The organism is Nocardia sp. NPDC047038 (genome assembly GCF_040644075.1).
Lineage (GTDB): Bacteria > Actinomycetota > Actinomycetes > Mycobacteriales > Mycobacteriaceae > Nocardia > Nocardia sichangensis.
On sequence record NZ_JBEYVQ010000001.1, the window covers coordinates 1,609,619 to 1,632,158 of the forward strand.

16 protein-coding genes are annotated in these 22,540 nt (G+C 65.2%); 11 read left to right on the forward strand and 5 right to left on the reverse strand.

Annotation, left to right across the window (positions count from 1 at the left end; translation table 11 throughout):
- The first annotated feature begins 119 nt into the window (after positions 1-119).
- The 7 genes from ABZ824_RS07750 (at position 120) to ABZ824_RS07780 (ending at position 9,810) form a co-directional block, all read left to right on the forward strand.
- On the forward strand, positions 120-1,463 hold the full coding sequence (locus tag ABZ824_RS07750; RefSeq protein ID WP_356962318.1) for a phenylacetate--CoA ligase family protein: 1,344 nt from the start codon (positions 120-122) through the stop codon (positions 1,461-1,463).
- Positions 1,460-2,149, forward strand: a complete 690-nt coding sequence (locus ABZ824_RS07755; RefSeq protein WP_356962319.1) for a hypothetical protein — start codon at positions 1,460-1,462, stop codon at positions 2,147-2,149. Before ABZ824_RS07750 ends, ABZ824_RS07755 begins: the two co-directional genes overlap by 4 nt.
- Before the next feature lie 69 nt (positions 2,150-2,218).
- Positions 2,219-4,678, forward strand: coding sequence for a GNAT family N-acetyltransferase (locus tag ABZ824_RS07760; RefSeq protein ID WP_356962320.1), 2,460 nt, complete (start codon positions 2,219-2,221; stop codon positions 4,676-4,678).
- Positions 4,679-4,772: 94 nt separating this feature from the next.
- Positions 4,773-6,371: a class I adenylate-forming enzyme family protein gene (locus tag ABZ824_RS07765; RefSeq protein ID WP_356962321.1), complete on the forward strand. Its 1,599-nt coding sequence runs from the start codon at positions 4,773-4,775 to the stop codon at positions 6,369-6,371.
- A gap of 208 nt (positions 6,372-6,579) precedes the next feature.
- The gene (locus ABZ824_RS07770; RefSeq protein WP_356962323.1) at positions 6,580-7,548 is read left to right on the forward strand and encodes a hypothetical protein; all 969 of its coding nucleotides are present in this window, start codon (positions 6,580-6,582) and stop codon (positions 7,546-7,548) included.
- Positions 7,545-8,573, forward strand: coding sequence for a hypothetical protein (locus tag ABZ824_RS07775; protein WP_356962325.1), 1,029 nt, complete (start codon positions 7,545-7,547; stop codon positions 8,571-8,573). Before ABZ824_RS07770 ends, ABZ824_RS07775 begins: the two co-directional genes overlap by 4 nt.
- Positions 8,574-8,994: 421 nt before the next feature.
- Entirely contained in the window at positions 8,995-9,810 is an 816-nt protein-coding gene (locus ABZ824_RS07780; RefSeq protein WP_356962327.1) for an SDR family NAD(P)-dependent oxidoreductase, read from the forward strand.
- A 192-nt stretch (positions 9,811-10,002) separates the two neighbouring features.
- On the opposite strand, the gene ABZ824_RS07785 is transcribed toward ABZ824_RS07780, so the two are convergent.
- Both ABZ824_RS07785 and ABZ824_RS07790 read right to left on the reverse strand, forming a co-directional pair.
- Complete coding sequence (locus tag ABZ824_RS07785) at positions 10,003-11,199, reverse strand: thiolase family protein (protein ID WP_356962328.1); 1,197 nt, start codon at positions 11,197-11,199, stop codon at positions 10,003-10,005.
- Entirely contained in the window at positions 11,199-11,711 is a 513-nt protein-coding gene (locus tag ABZ824_RS07790; RefSeq protein WP_356962329.1) for an OB-fold domain-containing protein, read from the reverse strand. Before ABZ824_RS07790 ends, ABZ824_RS07785 begins: the two co-directional genes overlap by 1 nt.
- Before the next feature lie 1,099 nt (positions 11,712-12,810).
- Here ABZ824_RS07790 and ABZ824_RS07795 point away from each other — a divergent pair.
- Positions 12,811-14,280: an MFS transporter gene (locus ABZ824_RS07795; protein ID WP_356962331.1), complete on the forward strand. Its 1,470-nt coding sequence runs from the start codon at positions 12,811-12,813 to the stop codon at positions 14,278-14,280.
- Positions 14,281-14,948: 668 nt separating this feature from the next.
- On the opposite strand, the gene ABZ824_RS07800 is transcribed toward ABZ824_RS07795, so the two are convergent.
- The gene (locus ABZ824_RS07800; protein ID WP_356962333.1) at positions 14,949-15,737 is read right to left on the reverse strand and encodes an SDR family oxidoreductase; all 789 of its coding nucleotides are present in this window, start codon (positions 15,735-15,737) and stop codon (positions 14,949-14,951) included.
- 124 nt (positions 15,738-15,861) lie between these two features.
- Between ABZ824_RS07800 and ABZ824_RS07805 the strand changes: the two genes are divergently transcribed.
- Positions 15,862-17,070 (forward strand): amidohydrolase family protein, encoded by a 1,209-nt coding sequence (locus ABZ824_RS07805; protein ID WP_356962335.1) that lies wholly within the window; start codon positions 15,862-15,864, stop codon positions 17,068-17,070.
- 25 nt (positions 17,071-17,095) lie between these two features.
- Positions 17,096-17,554 carry a MaoC family dehydratase gene (locus ABZ824_RS07810; protein ID WP_356962337.1) on the forward strand — a complete coding sequence of 153 codons (459 nt, stop codon included), beginning with the start codon at positions 17,096-17,098 and terminating at the stop codon, positions 17,552-17,554.
- 239 nt (positions 17,555-17,793) lie between these two features.
- On the opposite strand, the gene ABZ824_RS07815 is transcribed toward ABZ824_RS07810, so the two are convergent.
- A complete protein-coding gene (locus tag ABZ824_RS07815; protein WP_356962338.1) occupies positions 17,794-19,662 on the reverse strand; it encodes a CocE/NonD family hydrolase in 1,869 nt (622 codons plus the stop codon).
- Positions 19,663-19,894: 232 nt separating this feature from the next.
- Positions 19,895-20,653 carry an SDR family oxidoreductase gene (locus tag ABZ824_RS07820; RefSeq protein ID WP_356962339.1) on the reverse strand — a complete coding sequence of 253 codons (759 nt, stop codon included), beginning with the start codon at positions 20,651-20,653 and terminating at the stop codon, positions 19,895-19,897.
- Positions 20,654-21,193: 540 nt separating this feature from the next.
- Between ABZ824_RS07820 and ABZ824_RS07825 the strand changes: the two genes are divergently transcribed.
- On the forward strand, positions 21,194-22,531 hold the full coding sequence (locus ABZ824_RS07825; protein ID WP_356962341.1) for a phenylacetate--CoA ligase family protein: 1,338 nt from the start codon (positions 21,194-21,196) through the stop codon (positions 22,529-22,531).
- Positions 22,532-22,540 lie beyond the last annotated feature (9 nt).

The window sequence follows — 22,540 nt, forward strand, 5'->3', positions numbered from 1 at the left end:
TATACAGGTATATATTTAAACTGTTAGGCTGTGTGCCGTATCACGCTTAGGGGAGTGGCCGAGTCGCTAGGGCCCCCGGCGCACGCGAGCGTGACGATGCCCCGGCAATGGAGGAGATTGTGACTATCAGTGGGCTGGAAGAGCCACGCAAGACTCTCGACGGCGAGGTCTACGAGTTCCTGGAACCGGAAATCGAGACCGCCTCGCGAGAGGAGATCAGGGCAGCCCAGGAGGCCGCGGTGCTCGAACTGGTTCGGTACGCGTGGGAGAACTCGCCCCTGTATCGAGAGCATTGGAGCGCCGCCGGTGTGTCACCGGACGACATCCGCAGCCTCGAAGACTTCACCACCAAGATCCCGACGATAACGAAAGACGAGATCAAATCCTTCCGGGCGCGTACCGGTGACCCCTACGGAGGGCTGCTGTGCGTGAACCCGAAGGACCTGACGTCGGTGACGACGACCTCGGGCACGACCTCGGCGCCCGAACTGCTTCCGGAGATCTGGTCCGAAGCGCCTCCATTGCCGGCCAGTTCGACCCGCGACCTCTACGTGCACGGCCTGCGAGCCGGTGACCGCGTTATCGTCCCCGTCGGGACGTTCCGCAACTATTGGGATGATTTCTACTCCGCGCTCGGCTTGGTGCCGGTGTTCGCGAACAGTTGGCTCGGCGAGGGCGAAGCGTTGCTCCGCGCCATCCGGAAGCATCAGGTGGCCTACATGCAGGTGCACCTGCCCGCCATCATGGAGTTCGAGAAGCTCGAGTCGAAGTACGACCTGCGCGAGGCATTGGCATCGGTGAAATTCTTCGCCTTCGCCGGTCAGCCTATGGGCGCCGCGCTCAAGCGGAAGGTCACCCAGGACTGGGGTGTCAAGATCGTTCAGTACACCAGTGCGGGCGATACCGGAACAGCATGGGAAGGGCCGGATTTCGACGGCTTCCAATTGTGGGAGGACACCATGCTCCCCGAGGTCCTCAACACGGTGACCGGCGAGCCGGTGCAGGACGCGGAGATCGGTGAACTGGTCGCCACCGACCTCGACAATCGGGTCGCGCCCTACATCAGATTCCGCTCCGGCGACCTCGTGCGCGTCACCCGTAAGCCATCTCCGACCGGACGGACACATGCGCGCATGTGGTTGTCGGGCCGCCGCGGCGACGAAACCGTCGTCGACGGCAAGGCGATCGTTGTCGGCGACGTCTGGCGGTTGGTGGAGTCGCTGCCCGAGTTGTCCGACGGCATGTTCCAGATCATCCGATCGAACGACGCCATGACCAGATTGCGGCTGCGGGTCGGTTACGCGCCCGAGCGGACCTCCGATGTCGCCGATGTCGAGCGCCGGTTGACCGAGGTCCTCGAATCCGAACTCGGCGTCGGCGTCGACCTCGTCATGTTCACGGTCGAGGAAATCCTGCAGTACAGCTCGAGCGTTGCCAAGTTCCCGAGGACGGTCAAGGAATGACACGGAAGACGATGCTGGAAGCCGCCGCGCGCGCGCCCAAGGCTCCGATCTACGGGATCGGTGTGTGCCCTTCGGGGGACGGCTTCATCGACTACGAGATCGGCTGGGACGATTTCGAGCGCGATGTCGCCTGGGCGCACGAGCAACTGCTCGCCGCGGGGGTGAACGGGGACGATCATGTGCTGATCACCATGACCAATCACGAAGGTCCCTGGTTGAGCCCCGTCGTGCGGGCGCTGCGGAAGATCGGTGCGACGTACACACCCGCCGAAACCTACAACTGGGATTCCGCGCGGTTCCTCTCGGTGCTGGACCGACTGCCGATCACGGTGGTCATCGGACTCGGCGGTGAGACGCTCGGTTCGCTCCAGGCACAGAACCCGGATCTCGGGGCGTTGTTCGAGAAGGTCCGCGTCATCTGGGCGCGGCCGGACGCGCACCGTGAGCTGGTCGCCGCGGGGGTGAACGCCACGCTGATGGCCCTGCTCGGGCCCGCGTTCGGGCTCGCCCAGCCCGGCGATCCGGGTGTACTGCGAGTCAATGGCGCCGAATGGGCGATCCGCGATTCGGGGGGCGAATTGGTGGTCTCCACCGCAGATGCCAGGACAGCCCGAATCGCCGACGCATTGACCGGCGTGCACGGCCGGGTGACCACCGACGGCGACACGCTCCTGATCGAGCTGTGAGCCCTGGGCGCTCGCCCTCCGGCGAGGGCGAGCGCCCGAACAATACTGGTGCCGACGAAAGGCTGCGGTGTGGAGTTCGGTGAGCGGAACGAAGACGAAGGCACGCCAGGGTTGCTGCGGGACGGTCGCTCGGTACTCGTTCGCCGATTGACAGCGGATGATCTCGAACTCATCGTCGATTTCAGCAAGCGGCTGTCGCGCCGTACGATCTCGATGCGCATGCTGGGGCCGGTGGTGACGCTGGACCGAGCGGGGTTGGCCCGGTTCATGCGTTTCGATCCCGCCGGACAGGTCGCACTGGTCGCCATCCACGAGAACCGCGCTGTGGGAGTCGCGGATTTCGCACGGGTCGAGGGCCATCCCGATCGCGCCGAGGTCACCTTCACCATCGTCGACGAGTTCCAGTCCGTCGGCCTTGGCGGGTTGCTGATGGAGCATATCGCCGCGGCGGCGCGGGACCACGGGATAGCGGTGCTGGAAGCGGATGTCCTCGCGGAGAATCTCGCGATGATCCGCACCCTCGAGAGCTCCGGATACGCGGTCGAGTTGGGGCCGCCGGGGGCCGTTCTGCACGCGGATATCGCGATCGCGCCCAGGGCGCAGGTACTGGCACGCTCGGATCGCAGGGAGCACCAGTCCGTTCGTTCGTCCATGCAACGGATCTTCGATTCCCGCACCGTGGCCGTTGTCGGCGCGGGCCGCGGCGAGGACAACCTGGGTCGCGCAGTCGTCAAAAACCTTCTCGTGCACGGGTTTCCGGGACGGGTCTATGCGGTGAACCCGAACAGTCCTGCCGTGATGGGATTGCCTACCCATCCCACTGTCAGCGCCATCGGAGAACCCATCGACCTGGTCGTGGTAGCGGTCGCGGCCGACCTGGTACCCGAAGTCATGCGGGGCTGCGCCGCTGCCTCGGTGGGGGCCGTGGTGGTGATGTCGGTCGGATTCGGCGAGCTGGGCGAGCGTGGTCGCAGCGCGGAGTTGGACATGGTCCGGTACGCACGCGGTCGGGGAATGCGGGTGATCGGCCCCGCGAGCATGGGAATCCTGGCCCAGGAAGGCGTGCGCCGACTGGCGGCGACCTTCTCGGTGTCACTGCCCGAGCCCGGCGTGGTGGCGATGGCCAGTCAGTCCGGAACGTTGGGGCTGTCGGTGCTGGAGCACGCCCGCCGCATCGGGCTCGGTATCTCCAGCTTCGCCTCGCTGGGACGCTCGGCCGACGTTTCCCCCAACGACCTGTTGCAGTGGTGGGAAGAGGATCCGACGACCTCGGTGATCCTGCTCGATCTCGAACGTTTCGGCAACGCGCGCAAATTCGCGCGTCTGGCCCGGCGCGTCAGCGCGCGCAAGCCGATCGTCGCCGTCACCAGCGCGGTACAGGCATCGCCGAGCGGCGCGGTCGGTCTCGATCTCGTCGACAGCGGTACGGCGACCGACACCCTCCTTTCCCAGACCGGCGTCGTCGCCACTCGCACACTTGCGGAGATGTTCGACGTAGCGAGGCTTTTCGCCCATCAACCGATACCACGCGGTGACCGGGTCGCGGTGGTCACCAACGCGAGCCAGCCCGGCGCGTTGACCGCTGCCGCGTGCCGGGCTGCGGGTCTGCGCACCGCGGTCGTCGAGGAATCGACCCTGGCCGCCCTGCGCGATCTCGGCGTGAGCGGCGTATCGGCCGACTTCTTCGACCTCACGCCCCGCGCGCAAGCACCACTTTACGAGGCGGCACTACGCGCGGTTCTCGCCGATGACGGCGTCGACTCGGTCGTCGCGCTCTTCACTCCACCGGTGGTGCAGAGCCCGGACGCGATCGCCGCGGCCATGGTGCGCGCCGCGGGATCGGCTCCGAACAAGCCCGTGGTGGCAAGTTTCGACGGCACCGAGGGAGTGCTGTCCTCTGCCGAGGAAAGCCGTACGCTACCCAGCTACACCTTCCCCGAGGCGGCCGCTGCCGCACTCGGCCGGGCGACCGCTTACGGCATATGGCGCCGACAGCCCGCCGGCGTGGTGCGAGAGCCCGCAGGAATCGCCACCGATCGGCTGCATGCCCTCATCGATCGCGCCGGGATCGGCGCCGTGGGGGCCGACGCGACCGCCGAAGTGCTGGCGGCTGTCGGTCTCACCGTGGCGCCGGAGTCAGAGCTTTCCGGGCCGCAGGTGTCGGTCTCGGTGGTGGCGGACCGGACTTTCGGACCGTTGCTCGCGTTCGGGGTCCTCGGCGATCCGATCACGTTGTATGCCGACATCGCATTGCGCATCACTCCCGTCAGCGACCTCGACGCCGCCCGCATGGTTCGTTCGGTGCGCGCGTTCCCGCTGCTGGCCGAAAGCGACGTGGACGGACTGGTCGATGCGATCCTGCGGGTAGCGTGGCTGGTCGAGGAGTTGCCGGAACTGGCCGAGTTGCGTCTGTCGCCGCTCGCCGTCGGCGCCCCCGGCCAAGGCGTGGCGGTGCGGGCGGCCCAGTTGATCCTGGAGCAGCCCACCCAGGAGCGTAGGCACCCCGAGGCGACGCTTCAGCGGCCGTGATCGGCTCCAGGATGAGTATCAGCACGCCGTCCGCCCTCGGCCGGCGTTCGACACGACATATGGCGGGCGCCGCCGGTCGGAACGGAATACACAGATGACATCTGACGAACAGACGAATCCTGCCGAATTCCTGGCTGCTTCGGTCGAGGTGTCGCACGACTCTGTCGGGACCGCGTTCGTCCGGACCGTGCGATCCGTGCCGGAGGCGCCCGCATTGCAGCATCTCACCCCCTCCGGTGTCGCCTCGCTCAGCTGGGCAGAGCTGTACCGGCGAGCGAGCGGGGCGGCGCTGCGGTTGCGGGAACTCGATCCCGAGCGTGGCAGGGTGGCGCTGATCGCCTACAACAGCGTCGACTGGATCGTCGCGATGTACGGGTGCGCGCTGGCCGGCCGACCCGTTGTGCCGATCAGCCCGGCGGTGACCGACGCCGAGGCCACCCACATGCTGACCTTGGCGCGGGTGACCACAGTCCTGGTCGTGGAGCGGGTCGGTCAGGACCACACCGTCGCCAGACTGGAAGGCGTGGCGCGGCGGCTGGCGCATCCACCCGAAGTGCACGATATTGCCGAATTCAACACTGCCTCCGATGTTCTCGTGGAACCCGCGCACGTCGAAGCGACAGACGAATTCCTGCTCCAATTCACCTCGGGCACCACCGGAGTGCCGAAGGCAGCTGTGCTGTCGCATCGCGCCGCGATCAACAGCGCGCGGTTCCACGCTCGCGGCTGCACCGCGCGCACGGGCGAAGTGTGGCTGAATCCGTTGCCGCTGTTCCACGTCGGCGGCTCGGTGGCGGGGCTGCTGGTGGCCATGGCGCACGGCGGGGCCTACATCGTGCTCGACCGGTTCTCCGAGGAAGTCGCGTTGCGGGCGTTGCGGGAAATCCGTCCGGCGCTCGTGGGCCTGGTGCCGACCATGATCATCGACCTACTCGCCATACCCGGTGTGTCGGCGTCGGACTTCGCGAGCGTGCGACTGGTGATCGCTGGAGCCACCTCGGTCGATCCGGGATTGATCGCGGAGATGGAGAACCGGCTCGGCATCACGTTCATGGTCGCCTACGGCCAGAGCGAGGCACCGATGATGGCGGTCAGTGCGCCCGACGATTCGGCACGGATCCGTACTCGGTCGCTGGGGCGCTGCCTACCCGGTCGGGACTACCGGATCCGCGACAACAACGGCAATACGGTCCCTTTCGGTGTGCTCGGCGAGTTGTGCGTGCGGGGACCGCTGACGATGAACGGGTATCTGCGGCCCGACGGCGGTGTGGACCGTGCTGCCGACGAGCAGGGCTGGCGGCGCAGCGGGGATCTGTGCTCGATGGACGGCGATGGGGTGCTGACCTTCTACGGGCGCATCCGCGAGATGATCATCCGCGGTGGGCTGAATATCTTCCCCGCGGAGGTCGAGCGCGCGCTGTCGGCGCACGAATCCGTCGCCGAAGCAGCTGTTTTCGGTGTCCCCGACATCAGGCTCGGCGAGCGCGTGGTCGCCGCCGTGCTGGCCGCCGGGGAAGACGAGGTCGACCTCGAGGGGGTGACGGCACTGCTGGAGGACCGGTTGAGCCGCTACAAGCGGCCCGCCGAATTGATCGTCGTGCGCTCGCTACCCCGGACCAGCACTGGCAAAGTCCGCAAACATCAGCTGCGGGAGTGGTACGAGGAGGGCACGCTCATCGATAGGTGCGGATAAGCGGCGGTGCCGCCGGCTGATCCGCGGGGAGATGATCTGCGGCGTGCTGGCCTGATACTTCGTGTGGTGTGACGTTCTCCACCTTAGCCGAGCACAGTTATTTTACAGATGTAGTGTAGTTTACATATGTAAAATAACGCTAGCTCGAGAAGGGAGATCGATGGCCGAGTCGCCAAGCGGCGGCACCCCCGCGAGTACTGGATCAACGGTGAAGATTCTGGCCGTAGCCATGCTTTTCCCGTTGTTCATGGCACTCGCGTTGCCCGGTGCCTATGTCTACGCGTTTCATGAACCCAAGCCCCGCGAGATGCCTGTCGAGATCATCGGCGTCGACCAGGATTCAGCACGCCTGGCGTCCGGCCTGGCGACGAAGATGGCGCCGTCGTTCCGGGTCACCGCCGTGGCCGACGCGGACACGGCCCGGCGGCATCTGGACGACCTGAGCAGTCGTGGCGCCTTCGAACCCACGACCGGCACACTCTACGTCGCGAGTGCGGGCAGTCCGCTCGCCAAGGCGACAGTGGAGACCGCCTTCGGCTCCGTCGCACAGCAGCTCGGGACCGAACTCACGGTCCGAGATGTGGCGCCACTGCCAGAATCCGACCGTCTCGGCATCAGCCTGCTGTTCATCGGCCTGGCGGCGATTCTCGCGGGCTTCGTCACCGCGACCGTGCTGAACGTCGCGGTGAAGGACTTGTCCATCAGGACGGAGATGATGATCCTCGGCTTGGTCGCGCTAATCGCCGCGGTGATCACCACCTTCATCGCCTATTCCGCGTACGGCGCGTTGTCCGGGCACCTACTCGGGGTCTCGGCGCTGGTGGCGTCGGGCACGGTCTGCGCGGGCCTGGTGCAATCCGGCGGCGTCAAGCTGATCGGACCCGGCATGACAGTCATCGGTGTGGCCGTGCTCGTGATACTCGGCATCCCCGCCTCGGGAATCGCGGTACCGGTGGAGATGGTCCCGTCCCTGTTCGCCCACCTGCATTCCTGGTTGCCGACGTCAGGGGTGCTGGACGGACTGCGGCGGACGCTGTATTTCGACGGTGGCGGCATCGAGTCGGACCTGCCGATCATCGGACTCTGGAGCGCCGTCGGCGCGGGCGCGATCTGGCTGTCCACCCTGCGGTCGAAGAACGAACCTGCGGCAGTCGCCGAACAGGAAGGTGCACGATGACACACGATCGCGTTGCCCGGCGCCGAACCGTTACGGGTGTGTTGGTGCTGCCGCTGTTCTTCCTGATCGCACTGCCCGGACTCTTTCTCGGCGCACTGCACTCACCCGCACCGCACGAGGTGAAGGTGGCCGTCATCGGTGACACCGCGCAGGCGCACGCCGTGGCCGAGCAACTTTCGGTGCACGCGGCGGGTTTCGAGATCCAGTCGGCTACGGACGCGGAATCCGGCCGAACCGCCGTGCGAGACCGTGAGATTCGCGCGGCCTACGATCCCGCGACCGGCGATCTGTTCGTAGCGTCGGCCGGCGGGGTACAGGCCACGGAGGCCGCCCGTGCGCTGTTCGCTGCCGTGGCGCAGTCCGGGGGTGCGCCGCTGCATGTGCGAGATGTGGTCGCGTTGCCGGACGCCGATCGTCTCGGCACGGGCACGCTCTATCTCGGGGTCGGCGCCATCGTCGGTGGATTCCTGTCCGGCTTGATCGTCGCGATGGTCGCGCCCGGTCTGCGGGCGCGCGCCCAGGTCTTCACCGTGGCAGTCATGTCCATTGTCGTCGCCGGTATCGAAACATGTTACGGCTGGGTTATTTTCGACATGTTCCCCGGCAACGCGGCGGCAGGCGCGGCGATCTTGGCCGGTATCGCGCTGGTCGCGGGATCGGTGACCTTGGCCGGGGTGCGACTGATCGGACCCGCCATGGTGATGGTGTCGGTGCTGGTGCTGGTGTTGGCCGGTGTCTCGGCGTCCGGACTGCCGGTGCAGCTGGATATGGCGCCCGCGTTCTACGGTTGGATGCACGAAGTACTGCCCACCGCGCGGGGGCTCTCGGCGCTGCGCAGCGTCTGTTACTTCGAGGGCGCAGGCATTATGGGCGACGTGATCGTCATGGCGGTATGGGGCGTGGCGAGCGTGATCGTGCTGGCGGCTACCCGCAGGAAAGCCACCATCCCCGGTCTTGCCGCGCTCGCGGACGTCGAGGCCGACGAGGCCGTGGTCGCGGGTGCCGCCGCCTCGGCAGCGGTCTGACCCTGGCGGGAGCCGGGAGGCGACCGCGCCCTGTGGGTGGACTCGAATCCTCCGTCCCGCGGTGCGGGTTTCGCGGTACGAACCGCCGAGCCCGCACCACGGACGGAAGGTTGTGGGAGGCGTCTCCGCCTTGTGCCGGGCAATCGGCACGGACTCCGGACCGGTCAATCAGTATATTAGTTGCACTATAATGTGCGACGGGGCACTACGGTGCTCGGCAGGGCATGTACGCGGCCCGATCGTCATTTCACCGCCCGGAAAGTCGTCGGCAGGCACTGTGGCGGTGGGGTTCGCGTTCCGGCGCAATCGACTGCCCGCGGTCGACGAACATTCTTGGTTCCGAATGCCTTGTCCTACGGCTCGACACAATGGAAGTGGCGCCGGGTGCCGGCACCGAGAACAGTGAAGGAACCTACTCGCAATGGGTAAACTCGATGGCAGGGTCGCGATCATCACGGGTGGCGCCTCCGGGATGGGACGAATCGCCGGGCAGTTGTTCGCCCGTGAGGGGGCCAAGGTAGTACTGGCCGATATCAACGCCGAGGCGGGCAAGGTCGCCGCGGAGGAGATCGCGGCAGCGGGCGGCGAAGTGCGATTCGTCGAAGCCGATCTCACGTCCGAGAGTGACATCGAGGCGTTGGTCGCGGCGGTGGTGGACAGTTACGGTCGAATCGATGTCCTGTTCAGCAACGCCGGTGTGAAGAACCCGCTGGGACCCGCGCACACCATCAGCGAGAAGGACTGGGATTGGGTAGTGGACACCAATCTCCGAGGCACTTTCTTCTGCGTGAAACACGTCGCCCCGCACATGGTCGAACAGCGGTCCGGCAGCATTGTCATCAACGCGTCGGTGGCCGGATTCTTCGCCCTTCCCAACCAGCCCGCCTACAACGCCTCCAAGGCGGCCGAAATCCATTTCGGTAGAAGCGTGGCGGCCGAATACGGCCGGTACAACATCCGGTGCAATGTGATCTGCCCCGGTCCGATCGGCGGTGATTTCGCCACCAAGTACATCTATCGCGATGAGGAAGAAGCACAGCGCGGCAAGCGAGGTGTGGGCGAACTGGTGCCGCTCGGGCGTCTCGGCTCCAGCGAAGAGGTCGCCAACGTGGCGCTGTTTCTCGCGTCGGAGGATTCGTCATACGTGACGGGAGCGTCCATCCCTGTGGACGGCGGGCTCACGCTCGGACTGGACGTGATCAACATTGCCACGAGATTCGGCCAACAGTCGCAGTAGTACCAGCGCGGCGACACGTCGAGCAGCGCCGGTAGAGCCGTCATGACCGATGGATGGTTGTGAGTGCCGTCCGGTGCTGTACCCGTATCGGGGGAGTGGTTCATCCCGATCGGGCGTATCCGAAATCGTCGTTCGCCGAACTCACCCCAGTCGGGCGCGGATGAGTTCGACGAACGATCGCGACACCAACGCTCAGTCGGCTCGCAGCACGATGCCTTGAGCGTTGAAGAACAGCCCACCGGGAGACAGCAGGGCCGATCGTGCGTCGCTCACCTGTCGGTCGCCCGCGTCGTGGCGAAGCTGGAGGACCGCCTCGTGGACGTGGCCCGCCCCCTGGGAGCCGCCTTCGGACAGGCTTCCGCCGTGCGGATTGATCGGCACACGGCCGTCGATGAGCACACGATTCTCGCGCTCGTCCCAGTGTTCACGCAGGAAATCGCCCCCTTCGCCCGGCTTGCAGAACCCGTACTGTTCCAGACAGTGGAGGGTGATGATCGAGAAGCCGTCATAGGGGAACAGGATGTCGAAGTCATTGATCGACAGCTCGCTGCGCGCCAACAGTGCCTGTGACGCCACCGTTTGACCGGTGTGATCCAGACCCGCGACCAGATGCTCTTCGGGATGCGACGTCAAGCCCATCGAGAGAGCGTGCACCAGGACAGGCCTGTCGGCCAGGTCTGCCGCTCGTTCGGCCGTGGTCACCACGAACGCGTCGGCCCCGTCCACGGGCACATCCATGTCGAACAGGCACAGCGGTTCTCGGATCATCCGCCCCGCGAGATAGTCGTCCATCCCGAGCGGGTCGCGCATCACGGCGTTGGGATTGCGGGCCGCGCCGGCGCGGCCGTTGAGAGCGACCAGTCCCAGATCCTGTCGACTGCGGTCGAAGGTCTCGAGGTATCGGGCGGCCCAACTGGCATATCCTGTGGGGCCGAACAAGCCGTACGGCTCGGACTCGGTGTGCCCGTCCCCGAGAATCGCCCGACCATCCGGCAGCCCCGCCGCCGCCCTGGCGCGGAATGGCTCGCGCCCGAGTCGGTACATCGAGTGGTAGACGAGCACGGTGTTGGCGGTACCCGACCAGACGGCGTTGACGGCCGCGGTGATGTGGTTGCCGATCGGCGGACGCGCGCCGGTCCAGAAGGTCACAGCGGGCAGGCCGAGAGCTGAGGCCACCACGGACGTGTCGATGCCGTTGGTGTGCAGCCCCCCGCCCACCACACCGTCGATATCGGCGGCGGTGAGACCCGCGTCGCGGATGGCCGCGGTCGCGGCTTGCAGCACCGTGGTGAGTTCGGAGGTGTTCCGGTTGCGGCTGTAGGCCGAGCGGCCGACGCCGACGATCGCGACTCGATCTTTGATCGGGTTGCGCTGGGGAAGGAGGTTCATCAGCCGTTGCCCTTTGCTGCCACCACTCGGAAAGCGGGCCACGGTGACTCCGCGCGTTCGATCCAGGTCAATTCGACCGGCTGCCCGATCCGCTGGAGCGCGTCCGGTGTGTCGACCAGCGGTGCGACGATACGCAGGCCGACCTGCTCGTCGAGTTCGATCGCGGCCAGGGGCCACGGCGTGGAGTAGTCGACGAGCGGCGGTCCTTGGTGCAGGCGGGTCAGCAGATGCACTGTCCCCGTGCCTTGGACCGGCCGGGCCGTCACCTCGGGCGACCAGCAGGACGGGCATATGGGGCGCAGTGGCGTATGCCAGCGCTCACATTCGGAGCACCAGCCTGCCGTCAACTCGTGCGTGAGCAGGCCGCGGTAGTAATCGATGTTGACCTGGTCGAGCCGGATATACGGATAGCGCGCGAAGACTTCCTCGTCGGGGGGCCGGTGCGCGCTGTCGTTCGGGTGAGGGACCGCGGCGGCGCCGGAATTCTCCGGCGCCGGTGACTCGCCGACCATTCTTACTCCCTTGTGTTGGCCTGGCCGACATCGTCGACCGATGACTCTGCCTACTCCACTGCCCCGCAGTCTCGGCGCAGCCGATTCCCGCCTCGGAATTACGTATATGATTGCACTATATGCAGACCGCTGGGACAGCCCGGATCGGGGTCGATCGCCCGGTCCCCGCGGATGCCCCATGGGCATCGGTCGACCGGCTTGACAAGTAAGCCCACGGCACCGGGGAAGCCGGACGTGTGGCCCCTCGGGGCCGCACGCGGTGGCCCTTTTCGTCGCGTCGTGGGTACCTGGACGTATAAGGTGCGGCGCCAGAACCGTCGCCAACCGTGAACTCGGATGCATGTGTTATGCGCATGGACAGCTGGTGGGCGGTGTCAGGGCGCGGGCAGCGGTGGTGATGGTGGGAAGGCGACCGGGAGCTCTGCCAGTGTGCGGTGCAGAGTCCCTGGACGCCACTGCAATTCGTCCGCCGCAACGGTGAGCCGGAGTTCGGGGAGAGCATCGAGCAGCTGATTCACGGCGCTCTGCGCGCTCGAATCGGCGATTGGCCTCCTGCGCGTCCACACCATCGAGCATGGCGAGGACACCCGCGGCGGCTTTCTCGCTGATCGATGGCGGGCAGCCGAGCAATTCGTTGACGACTTCGAACACGATCGGAAAGGCGTATGCGGCGACGAGATCTGCCGAACCGGTGGTGCAGAAAGTGTTGATCAACGGTATCGCGGTACGTTCGACGATATCGTGCACCGCATGGAGATCGACCTCGTCGAGGACGGTGGTGAAGACTTCGCGTAGCCGCGTAGCCGCGTATGAGCGTAGCCGGTGGTGCGGGTGGCATTGGGGCGCCAACGCAGAATGGGCAGAACCGGGCAGTCCGCGGGGACGCTCGCCTCCCAAGTCCGCGGGTCGGAACTGTCGCATACCGCGCGTGCCCGCTTCCAGTTGCGTCGCCCGTCGTTGCCGTTCTGCCTGATTTGCGTGCCGAGGTGAGTTTGTGATCATCTTTGATAGATAGATAATCTAACTGTTAACGTAGCGCAGTCCGGAGTAGTCGATGGCCAAACGTGCGAAAACATCTGGGAGACGGCCGAATCGACTGGTGACCATCGTCCTGTGCCTGTCAGGAGTCCTCGTCGCTCTACAGCACACGCTCGTGGTCCCGCTGCTCGGAGAGTTCCCGGCGATCCTCGGGGTCGACTACGCGAGCGTGTCCTGGCTGGTCACTGTGACATTGCTGACGGCTTCGGTCGCGACTCCGATCCTGTCCAGGCTTGCCGACATGTTCGGCAAGCGCCGCATGATGTTGTTCTCGCTCGCGACGATCGTTGCCGGATCGACCTTCGCCGCGGTGGGAGGGACATTCCTTTCCGTGCTGGTCGGGCGCGGGTTGCAGGGCTTGGCCTCCGCGCTGATACCGATCGCCATCGGGATCATGCGTGACGAACTCTCCGAGTCCGAGGTCACTGGTGCGACCGCCCTGATGAGCGCCACGCTGGGTATCGGATCCGCGCTGGGGCTACCGCTTCCGGGAATTCTCTTCGAGCACCTCGGCTGGGAGGCGATCTTCTGGATGTCTGCCGTAGCGGGCGGCGCGCTGTTCATAGCAGTGCTGGTGGTCATTCCCGAATCGCAGGTTCGGACGCCGGGTCGGTTCGACGTCGGCGGCGCGGTTCTGCTCTCGGTGGCGCTCATCGCGTTACTGCTGGCCATCTCGAAAGGCGGCGCTTGGGGGTGGACCAGTGCGGCTACTCTGGTCGCGTCGGCAGTGGCCGTGTTGTTCTTCGCGGCGTGGTTACCGTTCGAATTGCGAGTCGGTCATCCGATGGTGGATCTGCGGACCTCGGCGCGACGGCGTGTTCTGTTGACCAACATCGCGGGACTGCTCGTCGGGATTTCGATGTACGCCAACATGCTCGCCACCACGCAGCAGCTCACGGCCAGCCCGGAGACCGGCTACGGGTTCGGTCTCTCGGTCCTGACGGCAGGCTTGTGTCTTGTTCCCGCTGGTCTGATGATGGTGGTCTTCGCGCCTGTGTCCGCGCGGATGATCCGACGTGTGGGCGCTCCACGCACTCTGGTGATCGGAGCGTCAGTCCTGGTCGTCGCCTACGGCATGCGAGTGCTGTTGAACGGATCGATACCGGCCATCGTGCTGGGCGCGATGTTCGTCATGATAGGCACCGCGGTGTCCTATGCCACGATGCCGATGTTGATCATGGGGTCGGTGCCCGTCACCGAGACGGCTTCGGCCAATGGGCTGAACGCCTTGCTGCGATCGGTGGGTACGGCGATCTCCAGCGCCCTCATCGCCGCGCTGCTGACCGCGATCACGGTGAACGTGGCGGGGCGAGAACTCCCGTCACTCGGTGCTTTTCAGCTCGTCTACGGGATCGCGTCGATCGCGGCCTTCGCCACCGCTGCGGTGGCGATGTTCATCCCTCGAAGGGAGGCTCCGGCTATTGCCTCGAGGGGGGAAACCGTGACGTGCTCGTCCGAGCGAGTACTCCAGGAAGCGCTCGCAACGGACACCCTCGGTGCTGGGGATCCGGTGGTGAAGGCCGCGCGGTGAACTGTCTCTCGGCTCCCGATACCGTCGCTCTCATCGCGGCATGTGGCCGCGAGAATTCGCCACACTGAATCGAGCGCGTCATTCGCGCGGGTCCTCGGGTTGCGCGCGCGTGCCCGCTGTCGCATCATAGAGTTAAATAATTTATTGATTTAGGTCGGCGCGGTGCGCTCCGATCCGTGCTCCGAGGCGCTGCGACGACCTGTGGATTCCCCGTGGTGGTCGACCAAGACGCGCTGGCGGCTACGGAGGCGAAATCGTGTGCTGACGGCTGGGAGCGCAGGTGTCGACGGAGGGTTCGCGTGCAGACGGTCGAGGCTGGTGACGAATGACGAGGTTGCCACGCTGGATGCGTCGGGTCGAGTGGTTCGTTCGGTCCCGAATGGGGTTGCGGAAACTGTTCTGTCGGTTCTGTGGACGCGCACTTTTCGATGTCGCGGCATCTCCGGCGCATCGATATTGCTCGTTGTCCTGTGCGGAGCGTGATGTCGCGCGGTCACTCCCCTACGCCTGGCTGCGCTTCTGACCTCCATGGTTCGACGATCCCAGCCTTCGCGCTCGTCCCATGTGATGGGGCGGCCGTATGGGGTGTGGCGGTTCGGGTCCAGCTGAGCACGCGAGCGACTGCTGCGCCGGGATTCTTTTGAGCAGCAGCCGTTCGCCATGCGTAGTCAGTACCGCATGTGCCTGCCCGCGGCCACGTTCAGGATCTCACCGGTGGTGGCGGCGGAACGATCGGAAATCAGGAATGCGGCGGCCTCGACGATGTCGGTGACATGAGCCAGGCGACCCAGGGGCGCCTGTGCCATCTCCTCGGCGCGCATATCCGCGTGCAGGGTGTCGGTGAAACGGGTTCCGGTCACCATCCCCATGGACAGTGTGTTCACCCGGATGCCGTATCGCCCGCCTTCGTGCGCGCAGCTCCGGGTCAGTACGTTCAGCCCGCCTTTGGATACCGCGTACGGTGCCTCGATACCGAGCCCGCCCAGATCGGGAGCGTAGGTCGAGACGTTCAGGATCACGCCGCCGGTGCCCGCGTCGCGCATCTGTCGCATAGCCTGGCGGGAGAGCATCCACGGACCGCTGAGGTTGACCGCGAGCACGCGGTCCCAATCGGCGGGGTCGTAGTCGAAGATCGGCGCGAGGATGTTCAGCGCGGCATTGTTCACCAGGATGGACAGCGGACCGACCTGGTCGCGCACCCAGTCGGTGACCTCGATGATGCGGTCCCGGTCGCCGACGTCGAGTACTTGCGGTATCACGCGCGCGCCGGTGGCCTCGCCGATCTCGGCGGCGGCCTGCTCCAGTCGTTGCTGGTGGATGTCGGTGAGCACGACGGTCGCTCCGTCCGCGGCCAAGCGGTGTGCGATGGCGCGGCCGATACCGGCGCCCGCCGCCGCGGTCACCAGTGCGATGCGGCCATTGAGTTCCTCGGACAACACTGCCTCTTTTCCCGTCATAGTTTCTCTACAGTATCCCTCATTGCGATAGAGTCTCTCATGTTGCTAGTCTTGCCGCATTAGAACATGAACTTTCACGTTGCTCGCGACCATCCCGCCGCCGGCGTGAGAAGGAGACTCCGAGATGGCCTTGATCGAAAACACCGTCGGCACCCTGCCGTACCTGATGACCGACTTCGACCAGCACTCCTACGAGGCGCCCGACGCCTTCACCCGCTTCATGCCCAAGGACAAACTGCACACCGCCGTTCGCCCGATCGAAGCCCCGGGCTACGGCCGCAAGGTTCTGCTGGCCAACGACCGCATCGTCACCGCACTGGAAGCCGACCTGGAACAGGCCTATGTTCCCGGCTCGCTGGTCGAGATGCTCAAGCAGCGCGCATCGGGCAACGCCACCGACGCCGACCGGTTCTACGAGCCGATTCAAGCCGAGTACCTGGACAAGGACAAGCGGCTGATCCAGCTGCGCGAGCAACAGATCGAGAAGGCGATCATGTACCCGGGCGGCTGGGGCCTGTTGGCCGAGGCGTACCTGGACGGCATCGATCCGCTCTACGACAACATCGAGTCGTTCAACCGCTGGATCGATGAGGACTGGGGCTTCGCCTACAAGGACACCATCTATGCCCCCGCGATGCTCTCCATGCGCGACCTGGATCGTGCCTGCGCCGAACTCGATCGGGTACTGGACGCGGGTGCGCGGTTCATCCTGTTGCCCGCGGGTCCGGCCTACGGCCGCTCGCCGGGCGATCCGTACTTCGATCCGTTCTGGGCGCGGATCAACGAGGCCAAAGCCGTGGTCTCCTACCATATTTCCGAATTCCACTACCAGGCCAACGTGGCGACGCACTGGGGCTGGGGTCTGAACCCGCCGTTCCAGTTCTCCGCCTGGCAGTGGCAGAACACCTACGGTGAGCGCCCGATCACGGACACGCTCTCGGCGTTGATTTTCGACAATCTCTTCGGCCGGTTCCCGAACATCAAGGTGCTGGTCAGTGAGTTCGGCGCGGAGTGGGTCCCGCATTTCATCCGGCATATGGACAAGAGCCGCGGTATGGCCCGCAACGGCCGGTGGCTGGGCGGTCAGCTCAGCGAGCGGCCCAGCACCATCTTCAAGAAGCACGTGCGCGTCGTGCCGTATCCGGAGGACGACACCATCGCTCTCGCCGACAAGCTCGGCGGGGTCGACGCACTGGTCATGGGCTCGGACTGGCCGCATGCGGAGGGCCTGCGCGAACCGGCCGACTTCTACGCGCGCGTGGAGGGGCTGGGGGACGAGAACCGCAAGCGGTTCATCCGCGACAACGGGATGAATCTGGTCCTGGGTACGTAGGCCACCGAACTCGGAAAGAGGAGAGATGCAGATCTTTGCCGACAAGGCACAGGTGCTGGCGGCGGTCGGGCAGACCCTGGGCACCAGCGAGTGGATCCGTGTGACCCAGGAAATGGTCGACCTGTTCGCCGAGGCGACCGGTGACAAGCAGTGGATCCACGTCGATGTCGAGCGGGCTCGCCGGGAGAGCCCTTATGGCGGTCCGATCGGGCACGGCTATCTGACCCTGTCCCTGTTGCCGGTGCTCGGGAACCAGATCTATCGCGTGGAGAACACCAAACTGGGTCTGAATTACGGCTCCAACAAGGTGCGATTCCCGAGCGCCGTGCCGGTGGGCGCGCGCGTGCGCTCCACCGCCGAACTGGTGGAGGCGACCGAGGTGAGCGGCGGGGCGCTGCAACTGGTGGTCCGGCACACGGTGGAGATCGAGGACGCGGCCAAGCCGGCGATGATTGCCGAGGCGGTCAGCCGGGTCGTGTTCTGAAGCCGGCTCGACGAGGAGCCGAATGCCTGTGGCCGGTCCCAGTAGGGGACCGGCCACAGGTCTTTCAGCTCAGCATTGGTGGATCCCTTCGCCACCCACTCGGTCGCGCAGGCCATCGAGAGCGTCCAGTCCGGGGTGCTGGAGTGCACCGGGATGACTGCGCCCGAGCCGAGCGAATGGCAGGCGAGGATGCCGCCGTGGACGGATTGCCGCCCCGGATGGGCGACACCTGACAGAGATTATTGCGAGACGCGGCGATTGATGATGGGCAGAACGATGCGACTCGGGTGGTCGGATCCGTGGTGAATGTGATTGACGGCGGAGATCATCTGGTGCTCGGACTCCTGAGCGATAACGCCGCCGGTGTTGGTGTTGCGGTCGTAACGCGGGAAGTTGCTGCTGGAGATGTCCAGCCTGATGCGGTGCCCCGGCAGGAATACGTTGGCCGTCGCGGCCATGTCGACGGTGATCTCATAGATCGTCCCAGGCTCCATCAATTCCTCCCGATCGAGGCCGTTGCGGTAGCGAGCGCGCAGGATTCCGTCGCACAGGTTGATCGCCTTGCCGTCGGGAAAGACGTCGACGAGTTTGGCGGTGAAGTCGGTGTCCACCGCGGAGGAGGAGACGAACAACGTCACACTGATCGGGCCGGTGACTTCGACGGGTTCTTCGAGGACGGGCGTGGCGTAACACAGGACATCGTCTCGACCGGCCACGCCTCGTTGGTCGACCGGGCCACAGAACCCATTAGTCGTCGGTAGGCAGGCGCCGCCCGTTGTGGGCACCGGCCGGCGCGGATCGTAGAGGTAGGTGTCGCGTTCCACCTTCGATGCGGGTTCGGTGGTCAGCGTGCCGTCGCCGTGGGAGGTGTTGGCGCGGCCACTGCTGGTCAAGTGATAGTCGGTCCATTGGGTGTCGGGCAGTGGCCAGTCCTGTTCGTCGCGCCACTGGTCGATGCCCATGACGAAGATCTTCACCGGCGCGACGTCGTCCAGGGCGGTGGTGTCACCGCGGAGCCAGCGGTCGAAGAACTTCAACTGCAGTCTGCCGAGACGCAGTGCTCTCGCCGGGGCCATTGGACCGAATGACCGATCCGGGTAGACGCCGCTTTGGGAAATGTGATCCCACGGACCGATGATGAGGCGCTGCTCGGCACGAGCCAGCTCGGTTCCCGCCTGCCGGCGCGCGGCGACGAAGTCGCGGACAGTCGCTGGGATGAAGTGGTCGTACCAGCCGCCGATGTGCAACGCGGGAACTTCGACCTCAGGAACGGCGGGTCGAAGGTCGAATGCCTTCCAGAACTCGTCGTGAGCTGGGTGAGCCATGAATTCGCTCCACCACTTGCCGTACTTCGCGAGGACCGGCACCTCGCCGGTCGGCAGCACCTCGTTGAGAGAGTTGAGATCGAGCATGGCCCGACCGAGTTCGGGCAACACATCGGCCGTTCCCGCGCCTCGGCTCAGGGATCGCTGCGCGTCGAAGGTGTACGTCATGGTGCACCACCACGTCACCGTGCTGAGAGAGAGGGCACCACCGTGCGAATACCAGGGCGTCCGGTACTTGTCGAGGGATGCGAAGCACGGTGAGATCGCCTTCAGGGCGGGCGGATTCGTCACCGCGGCCTCCCACTGCACTATGCCCAGGTAGGAGGTTCCGCACATGCCCACGATGCCGTCGGACCACGGCTGCTCCGCGATCCAGGCGATGGTGTCCTCGCCGTCTGTCCTATCGGCTGCGTGAGGAGCGAACTCCCCGTCCGAGCGGAAAGTGCCTCGGCAGTCTTGGATCACGATCGCGTACCCGGCCTCGAGCACCGTCGCCAGATTGGGGATCGTGTCCCCGAATGGTGACTCCATGTCCTTGCCATAGGGAATGCGGATCAGCAGCGTGGGAGCCGTCCCCTCGGCCGGCCGCCACACATTGGCGGACAGCGACACGCCGTCGCGAACGGGGATCTTCACATCGATCTCATACAGATGACTCACGAGGCTCCTCGGTGAACTTCGACGAACATTTTCAGTGGGTACGTTAGAGGTGCTAAAAGTACCCTGTTTGTAACCATAGCCATGGGTTGATCGAGGCGCGACGCTTTCGTGAATATCGCACAATTATCTTGATCATTAGGCCGCATAGGGCTGTGGGTGTGGATCCCTCGGGGCATCCGTGGAGGTCGCCACGGCCGTTCCCGCCTGTGTTCACTTCGGTACCCGCACTTACGACCTGGAGGAAAAGCAACCTCCGGGTTGCGGCACCCGGATGGTGAGTCGTCAGGCGCGTGCCGTTGGCGTTCCGAGAGTTGTCGGCACTCCGACGTGGCGCACGCGCCGGGCAATCGTTACCTCACCTGAAATAGGCGCGGCCCCCGTCGGCGAACAGGGTGCGACCGGTCATGTAATCGGAAAGGCTGCTGGCGAGAAACACGACCACTCCACCGACGTCGTGGACCGGATCTCCCATCCGCTTGAGTGGGGAAGGTTTGAGCGCCGCCGCCACGCCCTTGGGGCCGACGGACGCCGCCCACTGCTCGTAAGCGGGAGTGATCCCCATGGGGCAGACGACATTCACGTTGATGTTGTGCACGCCCCACTCGACGGCAACCGCCTTCGACAAACCGCGCACGGCTTCTTTGGCGGCAGCGTAGGTCGCCATCCGAGGTTCGCCGCCGGTACCCGCCGCCGACCCGAAATTGATGACTTTGCCTGCGCTTTCCTTCAGATGGGGAAAGGATGCGGCCATGAAATTGTACGTGCCGAGCACACTCGATCGATAGGCGTCGTCGAGGTCTTGCTCCGTGGACATCTCGAACGGTACGAGCCGCTGCGTCATAGCGGCATTGACGAGGATGTCGAGACGACCGAACTTTTCGACAGTGGCGGCGACGGCGGCATCCACTTGTCCTCGGTCCGAAACGTCACATGGCAGAGCGATAGCGTCAGCGCCATCAGTCGCTAGTTCAGCGGCTACCTTCTCAACTCCTTCCGCGTTCACATCGACGCAGGCGACGCGGGCGCCCTGCTGCGTGAACGCGGTCGCGCATCCGGCGCCCAGGCCCTGCGCGCTGCCCGTGATGAGGGCGACCTTGCCCTTCAGAAGTCCCACTGATGAATTCCTTTCAGAGCGAGGAAGCATCGTCTCGGTCGCTCCCGCCTCGGTTGTCGGTGTTCGGGTTCTCGCTGAGTACGCCGCCCATGGCAGTGGGCGCCCAGGTCAGTCAGGTGGATTGCGGGTCGAAAGCGTCGAGCATGTCGGCTACTCACTGACACGCTCGTCCGTCCGTGCCTCTCGCGTCATCAGGGCAGTTCGCCACGGGTGGGCGTCGTCATGAGGATCGGATCTCTGACCGAACCGGCGGTGCAACCGCGGGGTTCACTGCGCCTGCTCGCCCGGCACCGGGGAGTCCTCCACCGAATCTCGGTCGTTCCCGCGGTTGGTCGATTGGCTGCAACGCTGCAACTCTGCACCTTCGTTCGACGGATCATGGTACGGCGCCCTCGACGATTCGATAGATAATTCTACTGTTTACACGAAGCGCTCAACCTACGGGCGGGAACAGCGTTCCCTAGGTCACAGGAGATCCGGCGTCCTAGCGTGTGGTCCAGATCTCAAATGTTGTGCGTCACCGATGGAGGAAGTCACGACGTGGAAGCGATCCAGGCCAGAACGTTCGAGCGTAACGGGGACGACTCGAGCCGACGGTTCTTCCAACCCGACATCGAAACGATGCCCCGCGAGCGGTTGCGTGCGCTGCAGGAGGAGCGCGTGCTCTCGCTCGTTCCCGTCGCTTTCGAGAAATCGCCGTTCTACAGGGAACTTTGGTCCGCGGCCGGCGTGGATCCGAGCCAGGTGCGCTCGCTCGATGACTTCATCGAGAAGATTCCGACCTTCACCAAGGACGACCTGCGTGCTTTCCGGGACCGGACCGGCGATCCTTTCGCCGGATTGCTGCAGGTACCCGTTGAGGGTTTGACATCGATCATGTCCACCTCGGGGACCACCGGCACCCCGGAACTGCTCCCGGAGATCTGGGACGTCGCGCCCCCTCTACCGGCGTGCTCGGCCCGCGACCTGTGGGAACTCGGACTGCGGCCTGGTGACCGAGTGATTGTTCCCGCCGGCACGTTCCGAGGGTTCTTCGACACCTTCTACCAAGAGATGGGGCTCATTCCGGTCTATGTCGACAGCTGGATCGGCCACGGCGCCGAAGTGTTGGAGGCGATACAGCGGTATCGGCCCGCCTACATGCAGTTGATGATGCCGACCGTCCTGGAACTGGAACGTTTCGAGAAGACTCATGACATCCGCGAGGTGTTCTCTTCGCTCAAGGGCGCAGCGTTCGCCGGACAGCCGCTCGGCGCCGCGCTGGCCAGGAAGGTCCGTGAGGACTGGGGCCTCGAGCTGTTCACCTACGCCAGTGCGGGTGATACCGGGACGGCCTGGGAGTGCCGCCAGCACAACGGATATCACCTCTGGGAAGACCTTGTCCTGGCGGAATTCCTGCAGCCGGACAGTGGTCGCGCGGTGGCCGACGGGGAGGTAGGCGAGCTCGTCGCAACCGACCTGGACAACCAGGCGGCACCACTGATCAGGTATCGAAGCGGAGATCTGGTTCGGTTCGATCGCGATCTGTGCGGATGCGGTCGCAGCCATGTTCGGCAATGGGTGATCGGACGACTGGGCGACGAGACCGTGGTGCAGGGCGTGCAGGTCGTCCTCGGCGAGGTCTGGCAGGCCATCGAGTCCCAGGAAGAAACCCACGACGGCATGTTCCAGATCATCCGGGAATCGAGAGTCACCGATCGGCTGCGACTGCGGATCGGCTACGTCGGTCAACCGGATCTGAACGATCTGCGCGACCGACTGCGCATCACGGTCAGCGCTCAGGTCGGAGTGGAGCCGGAGATCGAATTGGTGCCGGTCGACAGCCTGCTCGAGCGCAGTTCGAGTGTCGCGAAGTTCCCGAGAGTGGTGAAGCAATGAGTCGGAACA

Coding starts and splice junctions, on each gene's coding strand:
- ABZ824_RS07810 (WP_356962337.1), top strand. CDS start 17,096: ATGCAGATCTTTGCCGACAAGGCACAGGTGCTGGCGGCGGTCGGGCAG.
- ABZ824_RS07765 (WP_356962321.1), top strand. CDS start 4,773: ATGACATCTGACGAACAGACGAATCCTGCCGAATTCCTGGCTGCTTCG.
- ABZ824_RS07805 (WP_356962335.1), top strand. CDS start 15,862: ATGGCCTTGATCGAAAACACCGTCGGCACCCTGCCGTACCTGATGACC.
- ABZ824_RS07755 (WP_356962319.1), top strand. CDS start 1,460: ATGACACGGAAGACGATGCTGGAAGCCGCCGCGCGCGCGCCCAAGGCT.
- ABZ824_RS07800 (WP_356962333.1), bottom strand. CDS start 15,737: ATGACGGGAAAAGAGGCAGTGTTGTCCGAGGAACTCAATGGCCGCATC.
- ABZ824_RS07775 (WP_356962325.1), top strand. CDS start 7,545: ATGACACACGATCGCGTTGCCCGGCGCCGAACCGTTACGGGTGTGTTG.
- ABZ824_RS07780 (WP_356962327.1), top strand. CDS start 8,995: ATGGGTAAACTCGATGGCAGGGTCGCGATCATCACGGGTGGCGCCTCC.
- ABZ824_RS07790 (WP_356962329.1), bottom strand. CDS start 11,711: ATGGTCGGCGAGTCACCGGCGCCGGAGAATTCCGGCGCCGCCGCGGTC.
- ABZ824_RS07785 (WP_356962328.1), bottom strand. CDS start 11,199: ATGAACCTCCTTCCCCAGCGCAACCCGATCAAAGATCGAGTCGCGATC.